Here is an 18867-nt window from a genome sequence, read left to right as displayed (position 1 = left end):
ATCGCCGCCCGCAACGGCACCCCGATCAGTTTCTGGCAGTTCACCAAGTACGGCCTGGTCGTCACCGTGGTGACCATCACTTTGACCGCGCCGTACCTGTGGTTCCGCTACCTGACCTGACGCCGGCGCCCGGCGAGCATGGCGCGTACGGCCGTTCTCATCCGCACCGGCGGGGTTCATGACGCAGCCGCGATCCGGGCCACGGCGGCGGCGACGCCGTCCTCTGCGCCGAGGTGTCCGGCCGACACACGGGCGGCCGGCGCCAGCTCCGCCGCCTTCTCGATGGCGGCGGCCAGCCGGGCGGCGGTGAGACGGCCCCGCAACGGCTCCGGAGCGACGCCGAGGCGGTGCAGGCGGGAGGCCCAGAACGGCTGATCGCCGACGAACGGGCGTACCACCTGAGGCACCCCCGCGCGCAGGGCCGCCGCGGCCGTGCCGACGCCGCCGTGGTGCACGGCGACGGCGACCCGTGGCAGCAGCCAGTCGTGCGGGGCCTCCTCCATCACCAGAACGTCGTCCGCGTCCGCGCCTGGCCGCAGCGCTCCCCAACCGGTGGCCAGCACGGCCCGGCGACCGGCCAGCCGGACCCCTTCCAGCACGGTGGCGGTCAGCACATCGGGGTCACCGGTGGTCGAGCTGCCGAAACCCACGTAGACGGGCGGCTCGCCCTCGTCGAGGAAACGAGCCAGCCGCTCGGGCGGGGCCCAGGTGTCGTCCGCCGGCATCGTCCAGAACCCGATGGGGCGTGCGGAGTCGGGCCAGTCGGCGGGTGCGGGCAGCAGGTGCGGGCTCCAGGCGTGCAGCACGTTGCCCGTCCTGACCAGCTCGGCCATCGGCACGAAGCCGTCCCGCAGGCCGAGCGCCTCCGTCCGCCAGGTGCGGATCACGCTCCGGTACGGGGCCTCGACCGCGGCGGCGATCCGCCAGCTCGCCCGGTTGAGCGGGCCCGGTGGCCGCACCGGGAAGATGGGAGAAGGAAAGGCGGACGTCGGCACGTACAGAGGGATCAGCAGACCGGCGAACGCCGGAACGCCGAGCTTCTCCGCGACGTAGGGCCCGCCGAGAGACTTGGGATGGTAGACGACGACGTCGGCCGATCGCGCCGTGAGCGCCGCCTGGTCGTCCAGGAGGCGGCGCACCATCGGCCTGACCGACCGCGCGGCGGTGACGGCCGCGCGTACGCCCTGTCCCTTGACGGTGTTCTGCAGCTCCAGCATCTCGTCGTACAGCGGTACGAACTCCACGCCGTGTCTGGTGGCGAGCGGCTCGAACCGGCGGGGCGCGGCCAGCACCGGCCGGTGCCCGGCGGCCAGCAGTCCGCGTGCCAGCGCCAGGAACTGCTGGACGTCCCCGCGACTCCCCACGGTGATCAGTAATGGTCTCATCGCGCGTCCCGTCGTTCGTCCCACTCGTCCAGCAGCGCGGGGAAACGCTCCATCAGGAACGCGTACATGTCCCGCATCAGCTCCAGCCGCCGCCGGCGTGCTGGATCGTCGCCCACCGCCTTCAGCCCCTGCTCGGCCAGCGCCCGGAAGCCCTCGAACTCGGCCATCTTGGCGCGGAAGGCGCGGGCGAAGACGTCCTCGGCCAGCCGGTAGCGGTCACGCCGCGCGCCCCGCACCCGAAACCGCTCGACCAACCCCGCCTGCTCCAGTTGGCGCAGCGCGATGCTCATGCTGCTCTTGGCCACGGCCAGCCCCTCGGCCAGCTCGGGCGCGTCCGCACTGCCCGACTCCGCCGTCAGGAGCCAGCCCATCACCCGCCCGGACGTCCGGCTCAGTCCCAACCGCGCGTAGAAGAGCCCGGCGTCCTCCACGAACTGATCCACACTCATGCGAATAAACTTATCGGATCGTTCGGACTGATGCGAACAAATTGAGTTCAACGCCGTCGGTACCCGAGGTCAAGCAAGCAGTTGCCGGGCCAGAGTGTCGGCCCACCACCCTTCGACCTGATCGGGCGACCAGCCCCGTTCGTCGGTGAGGGTGCGGTAGACGTCGACGCTGCACAGCGCGGCATAGGTGTCGACGGCCGTCGGCACGTCCAGTCCTTCGCGCAAGGTGCCGGCGGGCCATGAGGAGAACACGGCGAGGCGGGTCTGGTCGGCCCTGCCGCGGCTGTCGCGGTAGACCGTGGCCAGTTCGGGCTCGGCCCGTCCGGCCTCGCGCAGCAGCATGATGATGTCTCCGGCGCGCTCGTACAGGCGCCGGTCGAAACCGGCCATCGCTGCGAGCTGCCGTGGGGGATCCGCCCCGGCGGCCTCAAGCTCCGCCGCTTGCTGGGACGGGTCGGCCGACAGGTCAGCGGCATCGGCGAGTGCCCGGGCCAGCCCGGCCTTGTTGCCGTAAACGGCATAGACCGTCGGCGCGGAGACTCCGGCCTCCCGCGCCACATCGCGCACGGTGGTGGCGGCCCAGCCGCGGCCGACGAAGAGCCGGCGCGCGGCCTCGGCGATTTCGGCCCTCGTCTCCAGCGCTTGTGCCGTACGGCGTACCGAGTCGTAACGACGTCGCTCCACCTGTGCACCATAGCCCTCATCGGCGGGCCTGCCGCGCGAGAGGCCCTCAGCCGTCCTGGCGGAAAATGATCGCGACGCCCAGTGCGGCGTCACCAGGCACGAACATCTCCTGAGGACCGGTTCGGATGATCGGAACGTCGTTGTCGAGCAGGAGCCTTTCGGCGGCGGCGAGGTCGCGCACCGACACCGCGTAGGCGACGAACGCCGGAAGGGCGGCCGGCCGCTCGCCGGGCAGCAGGTCGTCGAGCGCCGACGCGGCCACGACGCTGACGTTCGCCCGGTCGAAACGCGTCAGGTCGCCGCCCTGCGCCGGGCCGAAGTAGGTGTCGTAGCGGCGCTCCCACTCGGGCAACGCCGCGTCGTCGACGCACAGCACACATTCGACCAGCCCGGTCGCTCCGTTGGGGTGATCCGGGTGTCGCTCGTCCTGGGACGCCGCGATCGGTGCGTTCTCGGCGAACCCGATCCTGCCTTCCGGGACGCGTCCCGATGAGAGATCGGGATCCGAGATCTCCAGATAGCGGGCGGGCTCCATCCTGACACCCGCGCTGGTCTCGACAGGTCGTTGGATGTCATGCACGCCACCGTGACCGACGCCGTCGGCCTTCAGCCGCGCGGCAACGCCATCGATGTCGGGGGTGTCGGCGATCATGATGTGCACGCCTTGGAAGCGCTGAAGGAAGGACGTGATGTTGGCGGCGGTCGCACGGATGGCAGCCCGCAACCCCGGCAGTTTGTCGTCGGGTACCTGTAGCGGGATCGGCCGGGCCCCTGCCGGCATGCGGCCGGGGTCGTCTATGACGGCCACCAGTTCGACGAAATTGCCGGGGAAGTACACGTGGGTGTTGGCCACTCCGAACGGTTCGGCCGGGCCTCCCGCGACGGACGGAAGGACGGGATGGGCAGGCGCGGGCACGGTGAAGCCGAGCTGCCGATACCGCTCCATCGCCAGGCCCATGTCGTGAACGAGGTGGCCGACGTGGTGCAGGCCGTTGATGTCATCGCCCATGGCGGACTACCTCCGTTGTGTAGTGACGTGCTGCTCGACTGAGAAGCTCTTCCGGTACGCCCTGCGAGGCGGAGCAGACCGTTCCCAGCACCGCGCCGCCTGGACGATCCACCGCAGATCGCCCAGGCCTCGTGACGAAGGCGGCCAACGCCCACCGCCGACGTCTCCCGAGATAGATGCTGATAGTGTACTATCTTTTGATAGTACACTATCAATCACTGCAACGGTATGGTGTCCGTCCGAGCGACGGCGAACTGCATGAGCGCCCCCGAGGCGGAAAGGAAAATTCGCACCCGTTGCCCCATGCCCCGCGGCGGGCCGCAGCTGATCACGGCCCTGCACGAGCAGCAGATGCGGTACTCGGGGACAGTTCTCTCAGCGTCGGATGGCCAGGTCGACGAGCGGCGTCACAGTGGCAGTCCGAGGCCGCCGTCGAGTTCGGCCCGGGCCGGCGGTCGCCCGGGCAGGCCGCTGCCTTCGACGGAGGAAGCCCGTAGGGCGTCGATGAACAGCTCAAGCTGGCGTTCGGTCGCCGAGCTGTTGCGCTCGGCGGAAAGCATGGGCACCGGGCGAGCCAGCTTGACCAGTCCGAGGGCCAGGTCGGTGACGGTGATGTCGGTGCGGAGCCCGCCCTCGCGCTGGGCGGCGCGTACCAGTGGGCGAAGCCGCCCGAGTATCCGCTGCCTCGCTGCCGCCACCTGCTGTCTCGTGGCCTGATCCGCGTGCAGCCCCGGGAGCAGGAGCAGGACCAGGGCGCCGATGTGGTGACGCACTATGAAGCGCAGGAGCCGGACGATCGCGCTCCATGCGTCCGGTTCGAGCGCATTGGCGCGCTCGAACTCCTCGGTGACGAGCTCCATGTTGTCCAGCACGACGGCGCGGATCAGGGCGCCGCGGTCAGGAAAGCGCCGGTACAGGGTCGCAATGCCGACACCGGCGCGCCGCGCAACTTCCTCCAGCGATGCGTCCGCACCTTGTTCGACGAAGACCTGGCGAGCAGCGGTGATGACCTGTTCACGATTGCGACGGGCGTCGGCGCGCAGCCGAGGAGCGCTGTCGTGGCTGGTCACCCGCTACGACGACGTGCGCGCGATCTTGTCCGACACCGACTTCAGCTCCGACGCCCGCCGTCCAGGCTTCCCCGCAATGCAGCCCGAGCTGCGGCAACTTTTCGACGACCCGCCCTTCGTCCGCAAGGACCCGCCCCAGCACACCCTCGAGCGGCGCACCCTGATCCAGGAATTCACCGTCAAGAGGATGAAGGCCCTACGCCCCGGCGTTCAGGCCACCGTCAACGCCCTCATCGACGGCCTGTTGCGCGCGACGCCGCCGGTCGATCTGGTCGAGGCCTTCGCGCTGCCTGTGCCGTCGCTGGTGATCTCCCGCCTCCTCGGCGTCCCGTACGCCGACCACGCCTTCTTCGAATCGCGCACCCGTACCATGCTGGGCCGTTCGACCACCCCCGAGCAGTTCAGCACCGCGACGCTGGAACTGTTCGGCTACATGAACGAACTGATCGGTACAAAGCAGCGCGAGCCCACCGACGACCTCATGGGCCGACTGATCAGCACCCACATGGAACCAGCCGGGCAACTGACCCGGCAGACCGTGCTCAAGATGTGCACCCTGCTCCTCCAAGCCGGGCACGAGACCACCGCCAACATGATCGCGCTGGGCACCTTGGCCCTGCTGCAGGACCGCGCGCTCCTCACCGCCGTCCAGGCCGATCCGGAGCTGCTGCCGCCGACGATCGAGGAGATGCTGCGGGTGTTCAGCATCGCTGACCTCGGGCCGGCCCGGGTCGCAACCAGGGACATCGAGATCGGCGGTACCCTCATCCACGCGGGCGACGGCGTCATGCCCCTGCTGGCCGCAGCCAACGCCGACCCGGTGGCGTTCTCTGGCCCGGATGTGCTCGACCCCCGGCGCGACGGACGCCACCACATCGCCTTCGGCCACGGCGTGCACCAGTGCCTCGGTCAGAACCTGGCTCGCATGGAGCTGGAGGTGGTGTTCAGCACGCTTTTCGAACGCATCCCCACCCTGCGCCTGGCCGTCCCGGTCGAGGACCTACCGCTCAAGAACGACGGCGCCTTCGGACTGTACGAGCTGCCGGTCACCTGGCACTCCGCTGATACGTGACGCGGCGAACGTGTCACAGGCGTAGCACGGCGGTGCCTCGCAACCCGAGCAGAGTCCTGCTCCCTGCGTCGTTCAACATGAGCGACGCAGGGCCCGTGTCCCAACGCAACCGCGTGGCGGGTTTCCCGGCTACTTGCGGCGGCTATGGGGGGCTCACTTGTCGACGCCCTGGCCGACTCCCTTCCGCAGGATGCCGAGCAGGCTGGTGAGGCTGTTTCCGCCGTGGCCGGCGGCGATGCCGCGGCGGAAGAGATCCAGGGCAGCGGTCGGCAGCGAGACGTCCACCCCTGACGCCTGCGCGGTGCGAACGACGTGTTCCAGGCTCGCCGCGCCCATGGTGAGCGTGTCCACCTCGCCCGCATGGTTGCCGGCGTCGATGCGCGGGGCGTAGAACTCCAAGAAGTACCGCAGATCCATGGCGTTCAGGGCGCGGGGGAGGAACTCTTGCGCCGAGATGCCGTTGGCCTCGGCGAGCGCCTGGCCGTGCAGGTAGGCCAGCAGGCCGGTCCAGAACATGTCGATGCCTATCTGGTAGAACAGGGCGGCCAGGCCCGGGTCCTCGCCCAGATAGTCGATCCCGGTCAGCACCTCCAAGGCGCGACGATGAGTCTCGATCGCCTCCTTCGGACCGCTGTAGTAACTCATGGCCCCCGGTGTCCCGATGCCGGGCGGCGGCGTCAGCACGCCGCCCGTCACCTGTACGGCGCCGAGTTCGGCCAGCCAGGTCGCCGCCCGTCGGACCTGGTCCTGGGTATCGGACGTGAGGTTGACCACCGTACGGCCGGTCAGGGCAGCCGATGGCGCCTGCCCCAGGACGGCGTGTACGGCGTCGTAGCCCGTCAGGCTGACCACCACCAGGGTGTTGGCCGTCAGGGCCTCAGCCACTGAGGTCGCGCGGTGAGCGCCACGGGCGATCAGAGTGTCAGCCCTGGCCGGCGTACGGTTCCACACGGTCACCTCGTACCCGCGGTCCAGGTAGGCGCCGGCCATCGCCCGCCCCATGGGACCGAGGCCGATCACGGTCACGGACATGGATGTGTCGGTCATGGATGTGAGCCTCCCGCGCTCTGGACGACCGGTCGCCTGAGCATTTCGACCAGGGACGAGATGCTGTGGTCACCGTGGCCCGCCTCGGCGGCACGGCGTACGAGATCCTGCAGGGGATTCAGCCAGGACATGTCGACGTTCGCCTCTCTGGCGAATTCCGCGTCCCACTCGGCGCCGGCGAGGAAGAGGTTGACCGAGGACATCGGCCGGCTGTAGTCGCCGGAGTCGATCTCCCGGGCGTACATCGGCAGGAGGGAGGCGATCATCTCCAGCCACTTGACGCTGAAGCGCACCAGCGTGCCCGCCTCCAGCCCACGCCCCTGGACGGCGGCCGCACCCTGGAAGAAGCCAACGAGCGCCGGTAGCAGCGTGCCGCCGACTGCCATCTCGTAGAAGGCGGCGAGATCCGCTTCCTCTCCGAGATAGACGGTGTCACCGCCCAATGCCGCCAGCACCGGCCGGTGGTCGTCGAAGACGGTCCTGTCGCCGCTGTAGTACAGCAGGGTGTCGGGTGCGCCCACGGCCGAGGGGACGTTCTTGACCGCCCCGCCGAGGAAACGGGCGCCCTGGCGGATCGCCCAGGCGGCCGTCGTGCGGGCGTCGGCCGGGGAACCGCTGTTCAGCGTGACCAGGGCGCGGCCGGCCAGCGCGGGAATGGCCGGCCGTAGTGCCTCGCGCGTGTCGTCGAAGGAGGTCAGGCATGTGACGACCAGCGGACTCGCCGCCACGGCACCCTCGATCGTCTCCGCGCCGATCGCGCCCTTCTCCACCAAAGGCACGGCCCTCGTGGCGGTTCTGTTCCACACGGTCGTCGGGTGCCCTGCAGCGAGGAACGCGCCGGCCAGCGCCGCACCCATCGAGCCGAGCCCGAGGACGCTCACCGGCATCCTGGGGTCGTTTCCGGTCATGTTGAACTCCAGTCAGGAGGTGAAAGGGGAAACGCCGCCCAAGCGGGCGGCCGTTCCATGCTGGAGCCTTTACTGCTATTTTCTCAAGTACTAACAATTTTCACACATACTGACCTTTCTGTAAGTATGAGGGAGCGTGGTCGATGAAGAAGCGGACCTTCACCTGCGGGCTCGACGCGGCCATCGCCGTCATGGGTGGCAAGTGGAAAGGGCTGATCCTGTTCGAGTTGCAGACCGAGGCGCTGCGGTTCGGAGAGCTGAGGCGGGCCGTGCCGGGCATCAGCGAGCGGGTGCTCATCCAGCAACTACGCGAGATGGAGGCCACCGGGCTTTTGCACCGCGAGGTCTACCGCCAGGTGCCGCCGAAGGTGGAGTACTCCCTCACCGAGTTCGGCCGGTCGCTGAACACCGCGCTCGGGCCGCTCGGCGAATGGGGCGAGGAACACCTCGAACGCATCGAGGACATTCCGTGGGAACAGCTTCGCTGACCGAACCGGGAGCCGGTTGAGGCGAGGCGATGCGCTGGACTACATAGACGTCACCGAGTCCGACGAGGTCCGTGCCCTCCGGGAGCGGCACGAGCTCGCCAGCAGCTTCGCCGATCACAAGACCGTCGTGCACCGTGACCCCTCCCGGGCGGTGAGCCGGAACTTTCTCGGCTGACGGCACGCAGTCCAGGCAAGAACAACCACCCGGCCCGAATGATCGCCCGCAAGAGACCATGCGGCCGGAGCAGGGCATCATGGGAACGTCGCGGAGTGCCGATGCGTCGGAGATCGCATGGAGGCCATCCCCGCAAAGATCAGGCCCTCCTCTTCCGGGTCCTCCGCACAAGAGCGCGTTCCCAGGAGGACCTCGGCGCCTGCCACTGACTGGCCGGGGTCCCTCTCATGCATGCGTCATCGACGCGTTCCGCGTATCGCGCTCTGGCCGGCCCCGGATGTGCCGGTCTCGGCACCAGGCGGCAGCGCGGGCTTGCCATGCCACTGGCGGAAGATCAGATGGGTGTGCACCAACGCCACCTCGAGCCGTGACGTCAGCTCGTTGAGGACGAAACGCTGCAGGTCGGCCGCGTCGACAGCGGTCACGTGGATGATGTAGTCGTCGGGTCCCGTGAGGTGGTAGAGCGTGCGGGTCTCCGGCTGGGCGAGCACGTGTTCGACGAAGGCGTCCACGTGCGGCTGGCGGTGCGGCTGCAGCCGAACCGCCAGCAACGCTTCCAGAGGCCTGCCGAGAGCCGCTGAGTTCACGCGCAAGGTGTAACGCTCGATCACTCCGGTGGAGCGTAACCGGCTGACGCGGCCGAGACACGTGGAAGCGGCGATGCCGACCGCTTGCGCCAGCTGCCTGTTCGTGATCCGTGCGTCGTTCTGCAGGATTCGCAGAATCTCAAGATCAATCGAATCCAAAATAGTGTTCTGGCCCATGTGGAAAATATAGTTCAGGCTCTCTTGCCGATGGCCGACGAAGGTTCAATCATGCACACATGACTCGCCAGACCCTCGACACCCGCGCGGTGCACAGCGGGAGAGAAGATCTCGCAGCCCTCGGCCTGCATGCGGCGCCGCTGGACTTCTCGACTGCCTATCCCGCGTACGACACCGGCTCGGAGGCAGCGCGGCTGGACGCTTTCGCCGCCGGCGAGCTACCAGAGGGGCGTCCTATCTACGGCAGGGTCGGCAACACGACAGTGGCTCGCTTCGAGCGCGCTGTCGCCGATCTGGAAGTATGCGCCGCCGCGGTGGCCTTCAGCAGCGGAATGGCCGCCCTGACGGCGTGCCTGCTCGCGAGCGTGGCTCAGGGGCGCCGGCACATCGTGGCGATCCGGCCCCTCTACGGCACGAGCGATCACCTGCTCAGCTCCGGACTGCTGGGCACGACCGTTACTTGGACCACCGCCGAGGACTTGCCGAACGCGATCCGGCCCGACACCGGACTGGTGATCGCCGAGACCCCGGCCAATCCCACACTGGCCGAACACGACATCGCCCGGCTCGCCGAAGCCGCTGCGGGCGTGCCGCTGCTGGTGGACAACACGTTCGCCACTCCCGTCCTCCAGCGCCCGGTCGAGCACGGAGCCGCCGTCGTCCTCCACAGCGCCACGAAGTTCCTCGGCGGTCACGGCGACGTGATGGGCGGGGTCGTCACCTGCGGTGAGGAATTCGCCCGGGCGATCCGGCAGATCCGGATCGTCACCGGCGCGATCCTGCATCCTTTCGCGGGGTACATGCTCCTGCGCGGGCTGGCGACGCTGCCCGTGAGAGTGCGCAGGGCCGCGGCGACCGCCGCGGACCTGGCACAGCGGCTCGCGGCCCATCCGGCCGTGACGCAGGTGTTCTACCCCTCCCTCGACCCCGATCGCCCCTCCGGGCAGATGGAGAGCGGTGGTTGCCTCGTGTCCTTCGAAGCCGCCGTGGACCCGCATGTCGTCGTCGGTGGCGCCGAACTGATCACACCTGCGGTCAGCCTCGGCGGGGTCGACACCCTCATCCAGCATCCCTATTCGCTCACACACCGCATCGTCGCCGAGGATGACAGGCGGCGCAGCGGAATCAGCGACCGACTGCTGCGCTTGTCGGTCGGGCTGGAGGACGTGGACGATCTCTGGCGCGATCTCGACCGCAGTCTTGCCCAAGCCTATGAGGAGGCACACCCATGACATACGACGCGGACCTCTCCGCCGAGCGGGGACTCATCGAAGCTCTGCATGTGTCAGCACCATCTGGTGCTCATGCCGACAAGCTCATGCTTTTCGGCCAGTTTGTAGGATCGTGGGACATCGAATGGTCGGGCACCGCGCTCGACGGAGGCACCGCCCGAGCCAAGGGCGAGCTCCACTTCGGCTGGGTCCTCGGCGGCCGGGCCGTACAGGACACCTGGATCATGCCTGGCCGCAACGAGGTGGCAGCACCGAACATCAGGGCCTTCCAGGGCACTACGGTGCGTTTCTACGATCCGGATCTGGACGCGTGGCGCTCCACCTGGATCGAGCCGATCAACGCCCGCGTTCGCCGCTTCATCGGGCGACCGGTCGACGGAGACATCGTCCTGCTCAGCGACGAGGACGAGCCGTGGCTGCGCTGGCGCTTCACCGAGATCACCCCCTCGTCGGCCCGATGGCTTGGCGAGACGTCCCACGACAAGGGGGCGACCTGGGTCTTGGATGAAGAGATGATCCTCACCCGCCGCCCGAGCTGATCACCGCGCCTCAGGCGACGGACGGCCTCACCAGGCCCTTCCGGCCGGGACTTCGATACGGACATGGTCGTCGAAGTCCCGGCCTTCGTCGTCGAGGTCGTTCTCGCGGAAGGTGAACAGGTGACCGTGGCGGGGGATACGGTTGCTGCCGCGAGGAGATCAAGGAGCACGATGAAGGACTCCACGGCCGACGTCGTGTTCGCGAAGTTGGCCGAGACCTCCGGCCTTCACCTGGACGACGCCTTCCGCCGCCTGTACTTCACGTCCAAGCAGTTGCACGTGGTGTGGCGGCTGACCGCCGACAGCACGCGTGGCGGCGAGCTCTGCCTCCAGAACATCACCGAATGGGCGGTGAACGGGTGGTTTCCCGACGACTGGACACTGTCATCCGAGAAGTACGCCCAACTGGCCGATCTCTACACCATCGACTACGAGCCGCATGCCGGGACGGGGTCGGTCGCCGCGATCTCCGTACCCGACGCGCGCCCGCTGTCCCTCGGGACGGACACGCCGATCTGGTACTACGACGCCGGTGACCACCGGCTCGAACAGTTGGACGTCGACTATGCCGGCTACCTCGAAGCGGCACTGCTCACCATGGGCGCCCATGGGCGGCAGTACCTTTCCACCGACGTCAACCTGCGGCGCGAGGTGGCGTACAGCGGCGTCGCGGGTCTGGAGCACTACCTCACCGTCCTTCCGGACATCTTTCCCGGACACGACTACGAGCCGCTTCGCCGGCGCTTCGACGCCCGCTTGTGAGTGCGGCCTGGTGGTGCTGCCCCTACCGCGGATTCGGGGGCGGACAACAATGATCTTGAGTGCGGCGTGCCGGAAACTGGTTCCCATGACCACGCTTACCTCTTCACCTCCGCCCGTTGTGCGTTTCGCGGCAATCGCCTGGTTGACGGCCGTCGCCGCGGGCGCCTTCGAGACCGTGCTGGCTGTCGGCGGCATGCTGGCCGACGGTACGGCGACCGCGGGAGCGCTGATTTCCGGCGTCGGACTCAGACTGGCGGTCTTCGCTCTCGCGATCTTCCTGACGCTGCGGTTACGTGCCGGTCGGAACTGGGCCCGGATGGCCATCGCTGTCATGCTGGGCGTGTTCGGGCTGCTGTCCATGGTGATCGAGCCCATCAAGGACCTGCTGGCAGGCACACCGCTGGGGCCGCTTGACGGCTTGGATCTCCTGTTCGGCGGCAGCCGGGTAGTGCACGTCCTCGCCGTGCTCACCGCGATGGCGCTGATGTTCCTGCCACAGGCCAACGCCTACTTCCGCAAGACTCCGCGCCGTCACGCGACCGTTGGACCTCAGGACACGGCGCTTCCTGATACGTCAACGGACATGGGTCAGGGCAGCGGCGGCCACCGACGCTCCGGCGGGACACGTACCGTCCTGTGAAACCCGAAGCAGGATAGCCGCGACGTTGATTTGCTTAAGTAAGCTACGGTTTGCTTATGCGAGCAAATAAGTCGCCGTCCAGCCGGGTGACGCGGACGTTCACCCCGTCCCACGCCGACAGCCCGCTGTCGCTGTTCGACCTGAATGGTGTGAACCTCCTGCCGACATCCGCCGCAGCAGCGACTGGGCGCGCAGACGGTTGCCCGGGGGCTGGTTCGCGGTTCGGTGCTCCGTTCGTCGGAAGTCCGCGCTCGGTCCAGGGGGTGATGCCGGTGCGCAGAATGCTGCTGAGCGGTGCTCTCGTTGTCAGCCTGTCCGGCTGCGGTGTGGCCGCCAGCCCCTCCGATGTGTCCACGCAGGCCACGTCCCCGGCTCCCTCGTCGGGCACCGTGGTTCCCACGAGCGCCACCCCCATCCCGGCCAAGGCGGCGTTGACCATCCCTGAGGCCAGACAGGCCATGCAGAAGTGGGTGGGCAGGTACAACGCGACACTCAAGAAGCACGAGTGGTGGCGGTCGAACGCCCGGCTCGACGCGCTGTTCATCGAGGGAGCGCTGCACGAGGGCGTGCTCGAACGCAGCCAGTGGGGCTCCGAGCGGAAGACGAGGCACAAGCCGATCAACCCGATCAGCACCCCGACGGTCTTCGTGCCTAGGCCGGAGCGGCAGCCGTCGAGCGGGGACTGGTTCATCGCGCAGGCGACCTACCAGGACGCCAAGGGCCGTGCCCGCCCGCACGTGCTCGCGTTCTTCCGCTCTCCCGGGCAGCCTTTCAGGCTGGCCGTCGCTACTCCGATCCACTGGGGTGAGCGGATGCCCGAGCCGCTGCTCGACGCCGACGGTCACGTCACCGACATGGACGACTCCATGGCGGGCGCCGTGGCCGAGGAGTACGAGAACTTCTGGAACGGTGAGAGAAAGAAGGAGGGCGACTCCGGCTACCGCCTGGCCGCGAACAGCTACAGCCGCAAGGCGTTCCCCGCGGTCAGCAAGGGGGCGTATGTCGGGTTCGCCGGCACCGGATCGATCTTCGGCTTCCGTACGGCCGATGGGGGTTCGTTCTTCCTGTTCGCCCTGCTCAATGACGACAAGAAAGCCATCAACAACGTGCTGAGCGAAGCGCTGCTGGTGCCCAAGGACAGCAACACGATCCGGGAACTCGGCGCCAACTGGTTCTCCTGACCGTTGGCCACCTCGGCCGGGTGCGGCGGGACCCCCGGTTGATCAGGACCGAACGTGAGCAGGACCATGCAGGAGCGCCGGCGGCCGGGCCCGTAGTGGCATGGGTGGGAGACGCAGGTCACATGCGGCTGGTTGTGACATCTCGCCGGGCTGTTTCGTCGGTGGGGGTGTAACAGCCAACCCGGCAAGGAGAACAGCATGGACTCCCGTCTCGACTTCCTCGGCAGCCCGATCGCGGCGAAGCTCCTCAAGCACATTCTGTCCGCGGGCAAGGTCGTGAACGATTCAGCCCTGCCCGCCGCGACGCAGGAGCTGGTGGCGCTGCGCGTCAGTCAGATCAACGGCTGCAGCGTGTGCGTCGACATGCACACCAAGGAGGCCGCGCACCGCGGGGAGACCTCGGTGCGCCTCAACCTGGTCGCGGCGTGGCGGGAGGCGACGGTCTTCACCGACGCCGAACGGGCCGCCCTGAAGCTGGCCGAGCAGGGCACCCGCGTCGCCGACGCGGCCGGCGGCGTTACCGACGAGGCCTGGGCGGACGCCGCCAAGCACTACGACGAGGACCAGCTCGCCGCCCTGGTGTCCCTCATCGCCATCATGAACACCGTCAACCGGCTGAACATCATCACCCAGCAGCCGGCCGGCGCCTACCGGCCCGGCCGGCACGGATAGCGGCGGTTGCGACCAAGGGACCCGGCGACGTCATGAGCATCCCGTCCGATCCAGGGCTGAGCGCGATCATGAGCGAGCGGCGTCAGCTGATCAATCTGGCCTACCGGATGCTCGGCTCTCTGGCCGATGCCGAGGATGTCGTCCAGGAGACCTACGCCCGCTGGTACGCCATGACCCGGCAGCAGCGGGAGGCCATCGACTCGCCTGGCGCCTGGCTCACCACGGTTGCCAGCCGCATCTGTCTCGACCTGCTCGGCTCGGCGCGGGTTCGGCGCGAGCGCTATGTGGGCGAGTGGATCCCGGAGCCGCTGCCCGATCGTACGGAGTGGAGCGACGGGCGGCCGGGCGGCGGCGCGGCCGACCCGGCCGACCGGGTCACTCTCGACGAGTCGGTCAACATGGCCTTCCTCGTCGTGCTCGACGCGATGGCCCCGGCCGAGCGTGTCGCGTTCGTCCTGCACGACGTCTTCCGTTATTCCTTCGCCGAGGTGGCCGAGATCGTCGGCCGTACACCGGCGGCGTGCCGTCAGCTGGCGTGGCTGGCCCGCCGCCGCATTCGCGCGTCCCAGGCGCCCGCTGCTCCGACGGGGCGGCAGGCCGGGATCGTCAGGGACTTCAAGAGGGCGTGGGAAGCCAAGGACATCGACGCTCTCATCGGCCTGCTCGACCCTGAGGCCACGGGGACTGCCGACGGCGGCGGCCTGGTCAGCGCCATGCTCCGCCCGTTGGAAGGCGGCGAGCGGATCGCGCGCGCCTTCGTCACCGTCGCCGGTCTGGCACCCGGCCTGACGATCATGGAGCGTACGGTCAACGGTCAGCCCGGTCTGGTGGCCCAGCAGGACGGCGTCACCGTGGTGGTGCTGGCCTTCGATGTCGTGGGCGACCGGATCAGGCGCGTCTGGTCGGTGCTGAATCCCGACAAACTCCGGCCCTGGACGACGGGCTGACGTGCCCTGTCACCAGGGGAGATGTAGAAAAGGGAGCAATTGATGACTGTGACGGAGCATGGAAGGTTTTCGCTGGCCGGGAGGGTCGCGGTCGTGACCGGGGCGGGGTCCGGCATCGGCGCGGCTACCGCGGTGACACTGGCGGCCCTGGGCGCGCGGGTGTGCTGCGCCGGCCGTACCCTCGACAAGGTCGAGCGGACGGCCGCGGAGATCGTGGCGGCCGGCGGCGAGGCGTTCGGGTTGCGGGTCGACGTGGCATCTCCGCAGGACAACGATGCGATGGTGCGCGAGACGGTCGCCCGTTACGGCGCCGTGCACATCGCGCATCTCAACGCTGCCACGGGGCACTGGGCCGGTCTGCTGGATTACCCGCTGGAGGAGTGGGACCGCACGATGGCGGTGAACCTGCGTGGTGTGATGCTGGGTCTGCAGGCGGCGGGCCGGGCGATGCGCGAAGTGGGTGGTGGCTCGGTCGTGGTCACCTCGTCGGCCGCCGGGCTCACCGGAGTTCGGATGTCGGCGGCGTACGCCGCGTCCAAGCACGGTGTGCACGGTCTGGTCAAGTCCGCGGCGCTCGAGCTGGGACCGATCGGGATCCGGGTCAACGCAGTCTGCCCGGGGTACATCGCCAGCAACGACCTCACCCGGAAAATGGGCGAGGAACTCGACGTCGCCGGCCGGTTTCCGCTGGGTCGACCGGGGCGCAGCGAAGAGGTCGCCAACGTGGTCGCGTTCCTGGCCAGTGAGAACGCGTCGTTCATCACCGGCAGCGTGCTCACCATCGATGGCGGCTGGCTGGCCGGCGGCATCGACCTCGGACATGACGCCGAGGCCTCAACAGCCGCCGCCGACCGGATCGCCGCCATCGCCGAAACCTACACCCCGAACCCGTAAGGCTCGTGAGAACACCTGGGGCGACGACCGGCGGTTGACGACCGAGGCGGCGGCCAGGCCAGTGTCCAGCGCGATCACACCGCACCAAGGGACGGATTTCTTGAGCCCTTACCAGCCGGCCATGAAGTCGCCGCCGTTGGTGCGTGCGTAGGCACGTACGAGGCGGCGGCCGACCATGGTCTCGTGGATCTCGCTGGTGCCGTCGAAGATCTGGGTCGCCTTGGCGTCACGGTGGAGGCGCTCAACACGGCTGCCGATCACCATTCCGGAGGCACCGAAGATCTGCATGGCCTGGTCGGTATGGTCGCGGGCGAAGTCGCTGGCCGTCATCTTGGCCACCGAGATCAAATCCTGGTCGCCGCCCGGCTTCGCCATGTAGCTCTCGGCCGCTCGGAGCGTGAGCTCACGTGCGGCCTGGTAGGCGGCCCGCATCCGGCCCAGCTTGATCTGGATGCTGGGGAGGTCGCCGATCTTGCCGCCGAACGCCTCGCGGTGTGCGGCCCGCGCGACGCTCTCCTCGAGGGCGGCGCGGAGCAGGCCGCAGGCGTAGGCGGCCGCGTCGATCCGCGCCATGTTGAGGCCGTCCATCATCCCGGCGAAGCCCTCCACTTCGAGGGCGTGGCCGGCGGGCACACGCACGCCGTCGAAGGTGAGGATCCCGTTCGGCAGGCCGCGGTAGCCCGACAGCCGCGGGCCCCACTCTCCGGAGGCGCCCTCGGAGGCCATATCGACGACCAGGGCAAGGGTCTTGGCGAACCGGGCGTCGGTCTCGGCCTTGCACAGCACGATCGCGTAGTCCGCCACCGGAGCGAAGCCGACCCAGCACTTGCCCCCATCGAGGACGTAGTGGTCACCGTCGCGGCGGGCCACGGTCGTCATGCCGCGCAGGTCGGTGCCGGCCCCGGGCTCGGAGAGGGCGAAGGACCCGTAGGCCTTGCCGGCCACGGTCAACGGCAGCCAGTGGTCCCGGACCGGAGCCGGTGCGAAGCGCGCCAGCAGGTAGGAGACCAGACGCATCACGCCGACCTCCATCGCCAGCGGCGCGCACGCTGCCGTGAGCCGCTCGCTCACCTCGTGGGCCAGCGGCATCCGGGAAAGGTCGAGACGGAGGTCGTCGTCGAAGATCAGCCGGACCAGGCCGAGGACGGCCGCCTGGTCGAGCAGGTCCTTGTCGAACTCTCCCGTCGCGTCCATCCGGGCGCCACGCTCCCGGACCGTGGTCTCGACGAACTCCTCGACCGCCTCGAGCGTCGCCGGGGCCGGCACGATGGTTCGGTCGGTCATGTCTTCCCCCCTGGGTTCTCATAAGTCACGTGGCGGCCGGGCTTCGTCCGGTCGCGGGAGCGGAACTGGTGGTCCCAGAGCGGGGCGAGCTCCGGCGCCATCCGTTTCGCGAGCGAGGACCGCTGGATCTTGCCGACCGACGTCGTCGGCAGCTCCTCGCCGAAGATCACGACCTTCGGGCTGGCGTCGAAACCGAGCCGCTCGACGCACCAGGCCCGGAGCTCGTCCTCGGTCACCGGCGCGTGGACGATCACGAACGCCGCCACCTCCTCGCCGTACCAACGGTTGGCGAAGCCGAACGTGGCCGCCCTGGTAACGGAGGGATGAGCGGCCAGCACGTCGTCGACGACCTGGGGGAGCACGGTGGAGCCGCCGCGGGAGATCGAGTCGCCGAGCCGCCCCTCGAGGAAGAACCAGGGCCGTCCGTCGGGTCCGGTGGTGCGGTAACCGCGGTCACCGGTGTGGAACCAGCCTCGGGCGTACGCTGCGGCGGTGGCCTTCGGATCGCGGGCGTAGCCGAGCATGAGCATGCTGCCGCGCGCCACGATCTCGCCGCGCTCCTCGTCCGCGCACTCTCGACCCTCGGGGCCGACGATGCGGACCTCGGCATGCCGCACGGGCGTGCCGATCGAGCCGCGCATCCGGCCGGTCAGCGCACCGACGGGCTGTGGGGGCGTCATCGTCAGCACCGATGTGGTCTCGGACAGGCCGTAGAGCTGCCGTACGGGAATGCCGAAGCGCTGCTCGAACTGCTTCGCGGACTCCGGGCGCAGGGGGCCGCTGCCCGAGATCACGTGGCCCAGCCCGTGACCGGGCTCGGGCATCGACGGATCAGCGAGCAGGTACTCCAGCACTGTCGGCACGAGGCTGCAGGCGTTGGCTCTCGATCTCGCGACGGTCGGCCAGAAGCGGTCGCTGCGGAAGCGGTCCATCAGCACCGTCGAGCCTCCCGCGAACCAGGGCAGGAAGGAGCAGATGACCAGCCCGTTGGCGTGGCTGATCGGCAGGACGTTGATCAGCCTGGTGTCCGGTGTCCAGCCGAGCGCGGTGCGCATGGCGTCGCAGTTGACGAACAGCCCGCGCATCGAGAGCAGGATCGGCTTCGGCGTACCGCTGGTGCCGCTGGTGTGGAGGCGAAGCACCGGTGTGTCCAGTCCGGGCTCCGGACCCTCGTCGTCGGGAACCTCGGCCGGCCGCAGGACCTCGGCGGTCGGGAGCAGCCGGCCCGGACCGTCCGGGTCGTCGGCGACCAGCCATGGATTTTCGCAGGCGGCGAGCAAGGCCGCGTGACGCTCCCGGCCGTCGCGCGGGTCGAGCGGGACGAAGCAGGCGCCGATCCACCAGGCGGCGAACGCGACCAGCAGCGTCTCGGGGCGGTTGATCGCGACCATCGCGAGGTCGTCGCCGGGGCGCACCCCGCAGGCACGGAGACGGGCGGCGACGGACCGCACGTCCGCGGCCCAAGCGGCGCCGGTCCACGTACGCGACCCGGCACGCGAGGGGTTCTCGACCAGGTAGGTGGTGCGGTCGGCGCGGCGATCGAGAAGGAGCCCGCGATACGACGTCCAGGGCGCGACGTAGTCGTCGACCGGCGCACGAGCCGTCTCCACATCGCTTTCCCTTGCCGGCCGGGCTTCCACGGTGGTCAACGCCCCTCCGGCGTCA

General features: G+C 68.9%; 22 protein-coding genes. 12 read left to right on the top strand and 10 right to left on the bottom strand.

The annotated features are described in order from the left end of the window. Positions 1-176 precede the first annotated feature (176 nt). From GUY59_RS18510 to GUY59_RS18495, 4 genes are all read right to left on the bottom strand, one after another. A complete protein-coding gene (locus GUY59_RS18510; protein WP_138201087.1) occupies positions 177-1385 on the bottom strand; it encodes a glycosyltransferase in 1209 nt (402 codons plus the stop codon). Further along, complete coding sequence (locus tag GUY59_RS18505; RefSeq protein WP_138201086.1) at positions 1382-1834, bottom strand: GbsR/MarR family transcriptional regulator; 453 nt, start codon at positions 1832-1834, stop codon at positions 1382-1384. Before GUY59_RS18505 ends, GUY59_RS18510 begins: the two co-directional genes overlap by 4 nt. 69 nt (positions 1835-1903) lie before the next feature. Beyond that, the gene (locus GUY59_RS18500; protein ID WP_138201085.1) at positions 1904-2518 is read right to left on the bottom strand and encodes a TetR/AcrR family transcriptional regulator; all 615 of its coding nucleotides are present in this window, start codon (positions 2516-2518) and stop codon (positions 1904-1906) included. A 46-nt stretch (positions 2519-2564) separates the two neighbouring features. Continuing rightward, positions 2565-3476, bottom strand: coding sequence for a VOC family protein (locus tag GUY59_RS18495; protein ID WP_236667267.1), 912 nt, complete (start codon positions 3474-3476; stop codon positions 2565-2567). Between GUY59_RS18495 and GUY59_RS48780 the strand changes: the two genes are divergently transcribed. Further along, the gene (locus tag GUY59_RS48780) at positions 3417-3569 is read left to right on the top strand and encodes a hypothetical protein (protein ID WP_236667268.1); all 153 of its coding nucleotides are present in this window, start codon (positions 3417-3419) and stop codon (positions 3567-3569) included. The two genes, GUY59_RS18495 and GUY59_RS48780, sit on opposite strands and share 60 nt — an antisense overlap. Positions 3570-3934: 365 nt before the next feature. On the opposite strand, the gene GUY59_RS18490 is transcribed toward GUY59_RS48780, so the two are convergent. Next, a complete protein-coding gene (locus tag GUY59_RS18490; RefSeq protein WP_138201083.1) occupies positions 3935-4597 on the bottom strand; it encodes a TetR/AcrR family transcriptional regulator in 663 nt (220 codons plus the stop codon). Positions 4598-4610: 13 nt separating this feature from the next. Here GUY59_RS18490 and GUY59_RS50755 point away from each other — a divergent pair, with 13 nt between their 5' ends. Continuing rightward, positions 4611-5669, top strand: coding sequence for a cytochrome P450 (locus GUY59_RS50755; protein ID WP_161714600.1), 1059 nt, complete (start codon positions 4611-4613; stop codon positions 5667-5669). Between the two features lie 153 nt (positions 5670-5822). Here GUY59_RS50755 and GUY59_RS18480 read toward each other — a convergent pair whose 3' ends face one another. Both GUY59_RS18480 and GUY59_RS18475 read right to left on the bottom strand, forming a co-directional pair. Next, complete coding sequence (locus tag GUY59_RS18480) at positions 5823-6716, bottom strand: NAD(P)-dependent oxidoreductase (RefSeq protein ID WP_138201081.1); 894 nt, start codon at positions 6714-6716, stop codon at positions 5823-5825. Continuing rightward, positions 6713-7624, bottom strand: coding sequence for an NAD(P)-dependent oxidoreductase (locus GUY59_RS18475; protein WP_138201080.1), 912 nt, complete (start codon positions 7622-7624; stop codon positions 6713-6715). Before GUY59_RS18475 ends, GUY59_RS18480 begins: the two co-directional genes overlap by 4 nt. 143 nt (positions 7625-7767) lie before the next feature. On the opposite strand from GUY59_RS18475, the gene GUY59_RS18470 reads away from it, so the two are divergent. Further along, the gene (locus GUY59_RS18470; protein ID WP_138201079.1) at positions 7768-8112 is read left to right on the top strand and encodes a winged helix-turn-helix transcriptional regulator; all 345 of its coding nucleotides are present in this window, start codon (positions 7768-7770) and stop codon (positions 8110-8112) included. A 16-nt stretch (positions 8113-8128) separates the two neighbouring features. Further along, positions 8129-8287 carry a hypothetical protein gene (locus tag GUY59_RS18465; protein WP_161714599.1) on the top strand — a complete coding sequence of 53 codons (159 nt, stop codon included), beginning with the start codon at positions 8129-8131 and terminating at the stop codon, positions 8285-8287. Positions 8288-8523: 236 nt separating this feature from the next. Here GUY59_RS18465 and GUY59_RS18460 read toward each other — a convergent pair whose 3' ends face one another. Continuing rightward, the gene (locus tag GUY59_RS18460) at positions 8524-9051 is read right to left on the bottom strand and encodes an Lrp/AsnC family transcriptional regulator (RefSeq protein ID WP_138201078.1); all 528 of its coding nucleotides are present in this window, start codon (positions 9049-9051) and stop codon (positions 8524-8526) included. Between the two features lie 59 nt (positions 9052-9110). On the opposite strand from GUY59_RS18460, the gene GUY59_RS18455 reads away from it, so the two are divergent. The 8 genes from GUY59_RS18455 to GUY59_RS18420 all read left to right on the top strand — a co-directional run bounded on the left by GUY59_RS18455 (position 9111) and on the right by GUY59_RS18420 (position 15918). Further along, positions 9111-10283 carry a trans-sulfuration enzyme family protein gene (locus tag GUY59_RS18455; protein ID WP_138201077.1) on the top strand — a complete coding sequence of 391 codons (1173 nt, stop codon included), beginning with the start codon at positions 9111-9113 and terminating at the stop codon, positions 10281-10283. Further along, positions 10280-10822, top strand: a complete 543-nt coding sequence (locus tag GUY59_RS18450; protein WP_201761028.1) for a hypothetical protein — start codon at positions 10280-10282, stop codon at positions 10820-10822. The genes GUY59_RS18455 and GUY59_RS18450 overlap by 4 nt, the downstream gene beginning before the upstream one ends. Before the next feature lie 171 nt (positions 10823-10993). Beyond that, positions 10994-11584 carry a hypothetical protein gene (locus tag GUY59_RS18445; RefSeq protein ID WP_138201076.1) on the top strand — a complete coding sequence of 197 codons (591 nt, stop codon included), beginning with the start codon at positions 10994-10996 and terminating at the stop codon, positions 11582-11584. An 85-nt stretch (positions 11585-11669) separates the two neighbouring features. Further along, entirely contained in the window at positions 11670-12224 is a 555-nt protein-coding gene (locus GUY59_RS18440; protein WP_138201075.1) for a hypothetical protein, read from the top strand. Between the two features lie 272 nt (positions 12225-12496). Then, positions 12497-13405, top strand: a complete 909-nt coding sequence (locus tag GUY59_RS18435) for a hypothetical protein (protein WP_138201074.1) — start codon at positions 12497-12499, stop codon at positions 13403-13405. Positions 13406-13603: 198 nt separating this feature from the next. Then, positions 13604-14077, top strand: coding sequence for a carboxymuconolactone decarboxylase family protein (locus GUY59_RS18430; RefSeq protein WP_138201073.1), 474 nt, complete (start codon positions 13604-13606; stop codon positions 14075-14077). A gap of 32 nt (positions 14078-14109) precedes the next feature. Next, complete coding sequence (gene sigJ, locus GUY59_RS18425) at positions 14110-15024, top strand: RNA polymerase sigma factor SigJ (RefSeq protein ID WP_138201072.1); 915 nt, start codon at positions 14110-14112, stop codon at positions 15022-15024. A gap of 42 nt (positions 15025-15066) precedes the next feature. Next, positions 15067-15918: an SDR family NAD(P)-dependent oxidoreductase gene (locus GUY59_RS18420; RefSeq protein ID WP_138201071.1), complete on the top strand. Its 852-nt coding sequence runs from the start codon at positions 15067-15069 to the stop codon at positions 15916-15918. 108 nt (positions 15919-16026) lie between these two features. Here the strand turns inward: GUY59_RS18420 and GUY59_RS18415 are convergent, their stop codons facing one another. Beyond that, positions 16027-17202, bottom strand: a complete 1176-nt coding sequence (locus tag GUY59_RS18415) for an acyl-CoA dehydrogenase family protein (RefSeq protein ID WP_138201070.1) — start codon at positions 17200-17202, stop codon at positions 16027-16029. Beyond that, entirely contained in the window at positions 17199-18812 is a 1614-nt protein-coding gene (locus GUY59_RS18410; RefSeq protein WP_161714598.1) for a class I adenylate-forming enzyme family protein, read from the bottom strand. The genes GUY59_RS18415 and GUY59_RS18410 overlap by 4 nt, the downstream gene beginning before the upstream one ends. Positions 18813-18867: the final 55 nt, after the last annotated feature.

The sequence above is a fragment of the Nonomuraea sp. K271 genome, from assembly GCF_009908215.1.
In the GTDB taxonomy this organism is placed as follows: Bacteria; Actinomycetota; Actinomycetes; order Streptosporangiales; family Streptosporangiaceae; genus Nonomuraea; species Nonomuraea longispora.
This window is presented reverse-complemented; position numbering and strand designations above follow the sequence as displayed.